Genomic DNA, 7,440 nt, shown 5'->3' with positions numbered 1-7,440 from the left:
CAAGATGCCTTGCTTGCGGTGGCGAATCGGGCACGAGAGATACCTGCCTAGAGCAATTGCAGGCGTGGTATCCGTCGTTCGCGATCTGGCCGCCGAGAACGTCGTATCGAAAAAGTCATCGCGATTATCGGTACGGAAGGACTGCAAAGAAACAGTCGGAGAAGACGAACTCGACACACGACGAATCGTGAAACGCTTGCCATCAGTCCCGCACCCTTTGTAGCGTTCCGCACCGTCCATGCGAGGCATCTAAGTTAGACCCCCAACCCCCTGAACGCAAGGCACACGAATCCACCTACCACAAGATCCGTCATTGGTTTGCGCGAACAAGCTTGGTCAGGACGATCGCGACGAACGGCTGCCTAAACAAACTCGGGCGTGGTGGAAGGTCACTCAGTCGCAGATCACTCAGACTCTGCGGGATAGCGCAACGCCCAATAGCCGCCATCCCCACGGTGCACCGAAAAGCCCATCCGCTCCCAAAAGCGTTGGGCGACTTGGTTCTGTGCGAACAGGCTCGCATTGATCGACTCATCCTTTGCATCGGCATCAGCCAGAACGATGGCGATCGCTTGGCCGCCGATTCCCTTCCCCCGATGACTTGCCATAACTGTGAGATCGACCAAGGTCCAGGGACGCTTGGACTGATCGATCAACATCCTCCCAACGACGTCACCTTCGAACCGCACTGCCCAAGCTTGAGCATCGGGAAATTGATCCTTGTATTGTTGCTGACGCGCATTGAACTGCATCTCAACAAGTCGGACGTCGATCGACCGCAGTGCCGCAACGTGCTCGAGTTCGCTGAACAGTTGAAATGCCAATCGGCGATCTTCCTGTTGGTCTGAAATGACACACATGCAGACGTCGCTTGGCATGTTTTCTCCTAGTCTTACAACATTGTTTCGCTGGAAATCATAGCCTTCTGAATCGGCCTTATTTCGGCGCTCAAGCGCCAAAACCTACATAATCTGTTTATCCTGCAAAATTCGCTTGCCCCCCACCTTCTGAGGCAGTACACCTACACCCATAGCCTGCGAATGGAACCGTAGAACCCAATTGGGGAACAATGAACGACACAACTGATTTCGCCGCACTGCAGTCTTTGACGGCGGAATTCGTCAGTGAATTTGCAGGCGAGACCTTTGTGTTTTCCACGGACGATCAATCGGTTGAAGCCCAGCTTGTCGAGATTCGTGAATCGAGCCAGCCGGCACTTTCCCCAAGTGTAAGAAAAGGCTTCTCAATCCTTTTCCAATTCCCTCCCGGTTCGCTGGTGACTCAGCGAACGTACCGCCTGACCCATCCAGAACTCGGACAACTTCACCTCTTCGTGGTTCCCGTGTCTCCATCTGAATCAGGCCCAAGCGTTGAAGTCGTCTTCAGCTAGCTACCCATCTCTCTGTGCTTTCCTCTCCCGCCCCACTGTTTACGGAACACGTTAACGATGTCAGAGCCATTCCTCGGCGAAATCAGATCCTTTGGATTCAACTTTGCACCACGCGGCTGGGCCCACTGTGACGGCCAATTGCTTCCGATCAGCCAAAACACCGCACTTTTCTCGCTTTTGGGAACGATCTATGGCGGTGACGGGCGGACAACGTTTGCCCTGCCAGACTTGCGTGGACGCGTCGGCATTCATATGGGAAATGGACCAGGACTGCCAAGCTACTCCATCGGCAATCGTGGTGGCGCAGTAGAGGTCACACTGAACAATGCCCAGATCCCCTCTCACTCGCACACTGCAGACGTCAGATGCCAAAGCGCTGTCGCGGCAGGGCATCAAAACACGCCCGTCGGTGCCACCTGGGCAACTGACGCGGGTTCCTCAGGTGCAACGTATTCGACCGTCGCACCAAACGAATCCATGCTTGAAGGGACAGTACAGATTTCGTCCACGGGCGGAAGCCAAGGTCACCAAAATATGCAGCCCTATTTGACCACGAATTGGTGTATTGCATTGGTCGGCCTTTTTCCATCTCGGAGTTAGCCCTGCGGGGCAATAGGGGCTTCACTGATTTACCTCTCTCCGAATCTTTCCCATGGCCGAATCGAACAATGAAAAACACACTTCACAGAAACTCGCTATTTTTTTCGTTCGCAATACTTCTATCGATTGCGATCACGCCCAAAGTTGACGCAGGATTGATCGTCTCCGGAATCGAAACGACCCCTGGGCTATACACCTTGTCGTTCAGTCAGGATGCGACCACCAATCCGATCCAGACTCGTGGTTTCATCAATATGAATTTCACGATTGATAACGGATTGATTGTGGACTTTGGGTCTCCGACCGGAACCCTTACTGATGGCACGACAACCTTTACGCCTGATCTCACCGGTTGGACGGGGACAGCCACCGATTTTTCCTTTAACCCAAACCTACTCACAACGCCCCCGTCTAGCGTCACTTTCACCTCGACTCCAGGAATTGACTTCAGCGTCACAAATGTAACCTGGCGATTTACGTCCGATGAGTTTTTCAATGGTGCACCATTAACCGGACGGATTCAGCAGGGCACAACGACGGGTGGAGGAGGCGGGGGCAACGTTCCAGAGCCTTCGAGTTTTGCAATCCTCGCAATTGGCCTCTTGTCGGCAGCTCGCTATCGATCACGCCGCGTCTAGACCGTCGTCTATCGCCTACCCCGAGTCCAAAAAGAAGAGAGGCACCTTTCATGAGTTCTCACGAACCGATGGCGAATCATTCACGACGTCGATTTATTCGCAACGCCGGATGCATCACTGCCGCAGCGAGTTCTGTAGCAACCCTTGGGTCCAAAGGCTTTGCTGACGATTCACAGCGTCAGCCTGGCAAACAAGACCGCCAAGCGAAACAGATTGACTTAGGCGCTCGACCTAGTTTGACAACTCATGGCGCAGTTGTCGTAACGAGCGGCAATCAAACCTTCGCGTGCTTTAGCGCTGAAAGCGGTGGTGGCCAGGGGCTAGCGGTAATCGGACTGAAAGGTTGCCAAGGTTGGAAGTCGAGTGCACCTGGTGAAAATCCGCTCGACACGAGCGACCACGATACTTTGGAAGCTTGCAGCGTGTTTGAGATCCCCGATTCAACCTGGGTCGATTCGCAGTCTCCGAATGGCAAAAGTGACAATCACAAGCTCCATCACTACGTCATCACATTCCTTGGTGCCGACCCCGAAGTCTGTTTCGGTGCCCGGCACTTCGAATGCCTCGCGGAAAGCTTGGAGATGACGTTTCTTGCCACCGGTCCGTTTGAAGACGTCTTGGAATTTATCGACTACGTTGCTGCGGACGCCTAACCGTCGTCCGCGGTATGATCGGATGTGTTCTTCGGCGACTGACTATCTTGACCGGCGGTCGGTCGCCGCATCGATCATTGATCTTGAAATCGTTTTCTTGATCTGATCGCGACTCGCCAAAACGAGCCGGTCATTCCGGATACAGATTGCCCATGGCTTCTGACTCGCATTAAAGGTAACAATGCGTTCGCCATGATACGTTTCGACAGATAGGTTTTCGACGACTTGCGTCACTTGTTCCAACATTGCTTTGACCTTACTCTCCGAACGCAATTTCAATTCAACTTGAACTTGGCCAACGGCGTCATCGCTAGTCGGATCAACCATGATCAGTACCGGCGATTCGATTTGTGCAAATAGATCCTGACGGACATCCACTTGCGGGCCATCGGGATCTAGTTTGATGCTTTCGATTATCGAATCAAAGACTTCGGCATTGAGAGCGCCGTTCACAAAACGCTCGATGTCTTGCTCGAGCTTGGTTTGATCGATCTCATACTGAAAGACAATCTGTTTTCCGGTAGGTGAATCATGTTCGAATCGACTCACCCCCAAAATCCCATTTGCCGAACCCATTGCGGCAAACCCTGCTTTCAATGTCAACAATTCGGTGCGAACGAGCCCATGAACGTGCTGGGCCATTGCGTCTGAGTCCCAATTGCTTGCCAACAGTAATTCGTTGATCGCGATGAAACGTCTCAGCAATGTCGAGTCCGCCTGTGGTTGCTCGATTGCGACCGATTGCTTCGGTTCGGTCTGTATGGCCGGCGTCGGTTGATGCGTCGGCCAAATGGCGATCGCGATCAATGCACTCACAGCGATAGTCGGCACGACAGATACCACGGCCCAGACCGATGGCAATTGCACAAACGATTTGCCTCGTCGACCAGGTTCATCAAGCTTACAGGAGGTCATCAGCCAATGATCCGGTGGACGGACTGGGATCGACTGTTTCGCAAAGGCATGCTCGATAGCCGTGACCAGTTCGTCGTCGGATGGTCGTGTCGAAGATTTTGTCATCTTAGAAACCAGTGATGAAAAAGTTTTGTTTCCGATCGCCAATCAAGTGAACGTTTTTAGGCTTTGCGGCAACCGATGCCGCAAAGCTTGGAGTGCACGGTGAATCAAGACTCGTACATGGGCAGGGTCAAGTCGCATCTGCACGGCGATCTCTGCGGGTTGCCAAAGTTCGATGTGCCGCAGGTAGAACGCTTCGGCCTGTTGTTCCGGCAACGTGGACAGAACCTGCCTGACCGATTCACGTAACTCTTCGAATTCCATCGACTCGGCAGGCCGCTTGGGGTCACACAACAAATCTTCGGTGAAGTCAGGAACGGAACGGTCCCGATAGCGGTGGCGCAAACAGTCCATACAACGCCGAATCGCAATGCGGCACAACATTGACTTCCAATCAACAACGTCACTGTCAGATAGCTTCAGTGCATCAAGAAACGTTTGTTGGTAGCAGTCCAAGGCATCGTCTTGATCGCCGACCAATCGATTGACGGTTCGCCAAACGTCGTCAGCGTATCGCAGCAGTTCGGTTGTACCGTTCGCCATTTGAAGATCCGAGGTCCAGTAGGTGAGCCACTCTGCAAACACAGTCGCGTGAAGGCTCACCGCGTTACAGCGGTCTCGGAAATTTTAGAAGAAAGTTGCTACGGACAGGAAAGCCCGAAACGCCCAGTGGGGCGATCAACCAATTCTCTACGGCTCGAATTGAAGATCACTGTCTTGTGGGACAGGTGCCGTCACCGGCGGCGGTGCGTGATCGGGAACCAGTTTCTGCAGCATCGGCATGACGACACTGCGATAGACGCCTTCCATCATCGGGTACTTGCGAATCAACTCAAACGTCTCGTAGAGCTTTTCACCTTCTTGAACGCTCACCGGAACTTCGCTGCGATGCCCTTGCTGGTCAACCATTTCAGCGAAGTACGCATAGCCACCTTTGTCAGCTTGGCGACGCGTGACGTTGGCGATCTGGGCGGTCGACGGATCGAGCTCGCCTTCCACGACCTGGCCGTCATTTGCAGCAACGTACTGTGACGTGTCGACCCCGAATGACTCGGCGACTGCGGTCGCCGTTTGCCTGACGGATTGCTCATCGGCGATCGCTTCAAGTCGCCTCGCGTTCCTCTCCAACTCGCTAAGCTTCTTCTCGTCGGGCAGACGATTGACCGCTTCGATCTGTTGGTCGAGTGACTTCTTGATTTGCTCTTTGTCGACATCGACCGGCGGAAGCGGACTTGCTGGGGCGGCTGGTGGCGTTGGTTGGCTTTGGGTGCCCGATTGGTTCGGCGAATCAGGTTTGGACGCAGTCTGGTTCGAACGCTGCTGTTCAGATCCCTGCTGTTCGGTCGGCGGCATCACCCACACCAGGAGCACGGTCAGGATCAAAGCATGTATGACCAGGGAGATGCCGATCGCTTTTTGCCGCGAGGTGAGTGAATTTAAGACCGGTGACATGGGAATCAGTGATAGGTCGTCGTAGAAATTGGTCAGGGTGCCAAACGCTCAACCACCCAGTCCGATCCGTTCGATCGATAACGCAAACGATCGTGCAGTCGGCTTTCGCGTCCTTGCCAAAACTCGATTGCAGTTGGACTGACGCAGTACCCGCCCCAATCCTCGGGGCACTCGATCGTATCGTTTTCGCCGTATTGTTGTTTGAGTTCGGCAAGACGTTTTTCGAGGACCTCGCGAGACTCGACGACACTGGATTGGCTGCTGACGATCGCGCCGAATTGGCTGTCGCGAGGCCGTTTGTGGAAGTAGTCGATCGATTGCTGGCGAGGTGCTTTTGCGATCGTCCCGGTCACGCGAACTTGACGCTGAAGATGCTGCCACAGAAAGCACAGTGACACGCTTGGATTCGCTTCCATCTGGGCGGCTTTTTCGGAAGCATAGTTGGTGTAGAACCAGAACTTGTCCTGCTCGATGCCTTTGAGCAGGACGATCCGACTGGTGACGTTTCCGTGGCCGTCGCTGGTGGACAAGGTCATCGCGTTGACCTCGACCCAATCGGGCAAATCGCCTTGCAAAGCATCGGCCAGCCAAGTTTTGAACTGAACCATTGGATTCGGATCGATGTCTTTTTCTAGCAGCGTCGCGAGCGTGTAGCTCTTTCGCATCTCGTACAAACTCATGACGTCCTCGCTTGCTTTTCCCGATCGGTCTCGTATTGATTTTCTAGACCAACCTTAATCCTTCCCAGCATTACTGCACAGTCAGGATGATCGCCCGATTTGGCTGGAGAATCGGCCGGGAATTGGCACAGCGCTTGCGTAATTGCATGGCAGGCAACCCTGATTGCCGGGAGGTCTGCCAATTTGGCAAAACTCCGCCCCTTGATTTAGGTCAACTGATGATGGACTCCAACGCATTTCAACCGACTGATTCGCTGGTGGGCAAGCTCCTGGTCGCTTCCACAACGGTCCAGGATCCGATGCTCAGCCATTCCGTTTCGCTGATTGTGCATCAAGACGCCGAGAACGTCTTTGCGGTGCTGTTAAACCGGCCGATGGCGGCACCACCCGGGTTAACGCAGATGCTGGAATCCGGCAAGCAGGAAACGTCGTCGCGAATGCCACGGATGTCCCATGATGGCGATAACGCGCAGGAGGAATCGGAGGACGAGGCGGCGTTCAACGAGATTGCCGCGGCGAATGCCGAACAGACCGCTAAAGAAGTCGCCAAGGCGTTGGGGACGATACATTTCGGCGGCCCCCTCTCCGGACCGGTCGTCGCCATCCACAGCTCCAGTGCTCATGCGGAGGCCGAAACCGGTCAAGGTGTCTATGTCGCCGCGGACCGTTCCGTCTTAGAAACGCTTGTGAAGCAGAAACCCGGTCCCTACCGCCTGATTGTCGGCCACCTGGGCTGGACCAGCGAACAACTGCAAGCTGAATGTGAAGCAGGTTACTGGCACGTGATCGACGCCACCGAACAGGAAGTCTTTACGCGAGACGACATGCTTTGGCCGACAGTGATTCGCCGTGCGACAACCCGTTCAATGGCTCGCTGGTTGGGCATCGCCAATTTGCCGCAGCTCGCCGAGTGCAACTGACCCAACAGAGCGTCCTGCCCCAGCGACCCGCATGGGGGAGCTGTAGGTGATCGCGAAACGGCGGATGTTATGACTTCCGCTCGCCGACAT

General features: G+C 54.4%; 10 protein-coding genes. 5 read left to right on the top strand and 5 right to left on the bottom strand.

Annotated features, from left to right (window positions below; translation table 11 throughout):
• Nucleotides 1-404: 404 nt before the first annotated feature.
• Nucleotides 405-878 carry a GNAT family N-acetyltransferase gene (locus CGZ80_RS09635; RefSeq protein WP_094413740.1) on the bottom strand — a complete coding sequence of 158 codons (474 nt, stop codon included), beginning with the start codon at nt 876-878 and terminating at the stop codon, nt 405-407.
• A 191-nt stretch (nt 879-1,069) separates the two neighbouring features.
• On the opposite strand from CGZ80_RS09635, the gene CGZ80_RS09630 reads away from it, so the two are divergent.
• From CGZ80_RS09630 to CGZ80_RS09615, 4 genes are all read left to right on the top strand, one after another.
• Nucleotides 1,070-1,390, top strand: a complete 321-nt coding sequence (locus CGZ80_RS09630; protein ID WP_094413738.1) for a DUF6916 family protein — start codon at nt 1,070-1,072, stop codon at nt 1,388-1,390.
• 57 nt (nt 1,391-1,447) lie between these two features.
• The gene (locus CGZ80_RS09625; protein ID WP_094413736.1) at nt 1,448-1,990 is read left to right on the top strand and encodes a phage tail protein; all 543 of its coding nucleotides are present in this window, start codon (nt 1,448-1,450) and stop codon (nt 1,988-1,990) included.
• A gap of 68 nt (nt 1,991-2,058) precedes the next feature.
• Nucleotides 2,059-2,628, top strand: a complete 570-nt coding sequence (locus tag CGZ80_RS09620; protein ID WP_094413734.1) for a PEP-CTERM sorting domain-containing protein — start codon at nt 2,059-2,061, stop codon at nt 2,626-2,628.
• A 50-nt stretch (nt 2,629-2,678) separates the two neighbouring features.
• Entirely contained in the window at nt 2,679-3,281 is a 603-nt protein-coding gene (locus CGZ80_RS09615) for a hypothetical protein (RefSeq protein ID WP_094413732.1), read from the top strand.
• Nucleotides 3,282-3,323: 42 nt separating this feature from the next.
• Here CGZ80_RS09615 and CGZ80_RS09610 read toward each other — a convergent pair whose 3' ends face one another.
• From CGZ80_RS09610 to pdxH, 4 genes are all read right to left on the bottom strand, one after another.
• A complete protein-coding gene (locus tag CGZ80_RS09610) occupies nt 3,324-4,301 on the bottom strand; it encodes a hypothetical protein (protein WP_143543830.1) in 978 nt (325 codons plus the stop codon).
• 42 nt (nt 4,302-4,343) lie between these two features.
• Nucleotides 4,344-4,841, bottom strand: coding sequence for an RNA polymerase sigma factor (locus CGZ80_RS09605; protein WP_143543829.1), 498 nt, complete (start codon nt 4,839-4,841; stop codon nt 4,344-4,346).
• 147 nt (nt 4,842-4,988) lie between these two features.
• Entirely contained in the window at nt 4,989-5,750 is a 762-nt protein-coding gene (locus CGZ80_RS09600; RefSeq protein ID WP_094413726.1) for a hypothetical protein, read from the bottom strand.
• A 32-nt stretch (nt 5,751-5,782) separates the two neighbouring features.
• Nucleotides 5,783-6,430, bottom strand: a complete 648-nt coding sequence (gene pdxH / locus CGZ80_RS09595; RefSeq protein ID WP_094413724.1) for a pyridoxamine 5'-phosphate oxidase — start codon at nt 6,428-6,430, stop codon at nt 5,783-5,785.
• Between the two features lie 218 nt (nt 6,431-6,648).
• On the opposite strand from pdxH, the gene CGZ80_RS09590 reads away from it, so the two are divergent.
• Nucleotides 6,649-7,350 (top strand): YqgE/AlgH family protein, encoded by a 702-nt coding sequence (locus CGZ80_RS09590; protein WP_158222634.1) that lies wholly within the window; start codon nt 6,649-6,651, stop codon nt 7,348-7,350.
• Nucleotides 7,351-7,440: the final 90 nt, after the last annotated feature.

This window comes from Rhodopirellula sp. MGV (assembly GCF_002251265.1).
GTDB classification, from domain to species: domain Bacteria; phylum Planctomycetota; class Planctomycetia; order Pirellulales; family Pirellulaceae; genus Stieleria; species Stieleria baltica_A.
This window is presented reverse-complemented; position numbering and strand designations above follow the sequence as displayed.

Excerpts from the sequence above, each read along its gene's own strand:
- CGZ80_RS09615 (WP_094413732.1), top strand. The coding sequence starts at position 2,679 with ATGAGTTCTCACGAACCGATGGCGAATCATTCACGACGTCGATTTATT.
- CGZ80_RS09610 (WP_143543830.1), bottom strand. The coding sequence starts at position 4,301 with ATGACAAAATCTTCGACACGACCATCCGACGACGAACTGGTCACGGCT.
- pdxH (WP_094413724.1), bottom strand. The coding sequence starts at position 6,430 with ATGAGTTTGTACGAGATGCGAAAGAGCTACACGCTCGCGACGCTGCTA.
- CGZ80_RS09625 (WP_094413736.1), top strand. The coding sequence starts at position 1,448 with ATGTCAGAGCCATTCCTCGGCGAAATCAGATCCTTTGGATTCAACTTT.
- CGZ80_RS09600 (WP_094413726.1), bottom strand. The coding sequence starts at position 5,750 with ATGTCACCGGTCTTAAATTCACTCACCTCGCGGCAAAAAGCGATCGGC.
- CGZ80_RS09620 (WP_094413734.1), top strand. The coding sequence starts at position 2,059 with ATGAAAAACACACTTCACAGAAACTCGCTATTTTTTTCGTTCGCAATA.
- CGZ80_RS09605 (WP_143543829.1), bottom strand. The coding sequence starts at position 4,841 with ATGGCGAACGGTACAACCGAACTGCTGCGATACGCTGACGACGTTTGG.
- CGZ80_RS09590 (WP_158222634.1), top strand. The coding sequence starts at position 6,649 with ATGATGGACTCCAACGCATTTCAACCGACTGATTCGCTGGTGGGCAAG.
- CGZ80_RS09630 (WP_094413738.1), top strand. The coding sequence starts at position 1,070 with ATGAACGACACAACTGATTTCGCCGCACTGCAGTCTTTGACGGCGGAA.
- CGZ80_RS09635 (WP_094413740.1), bottom strand. The coding sequence starts at position 878 with ATGCCAAGCGACGTCTGCATGTGTGTCATTTCAGACCAACAGGAAGAT.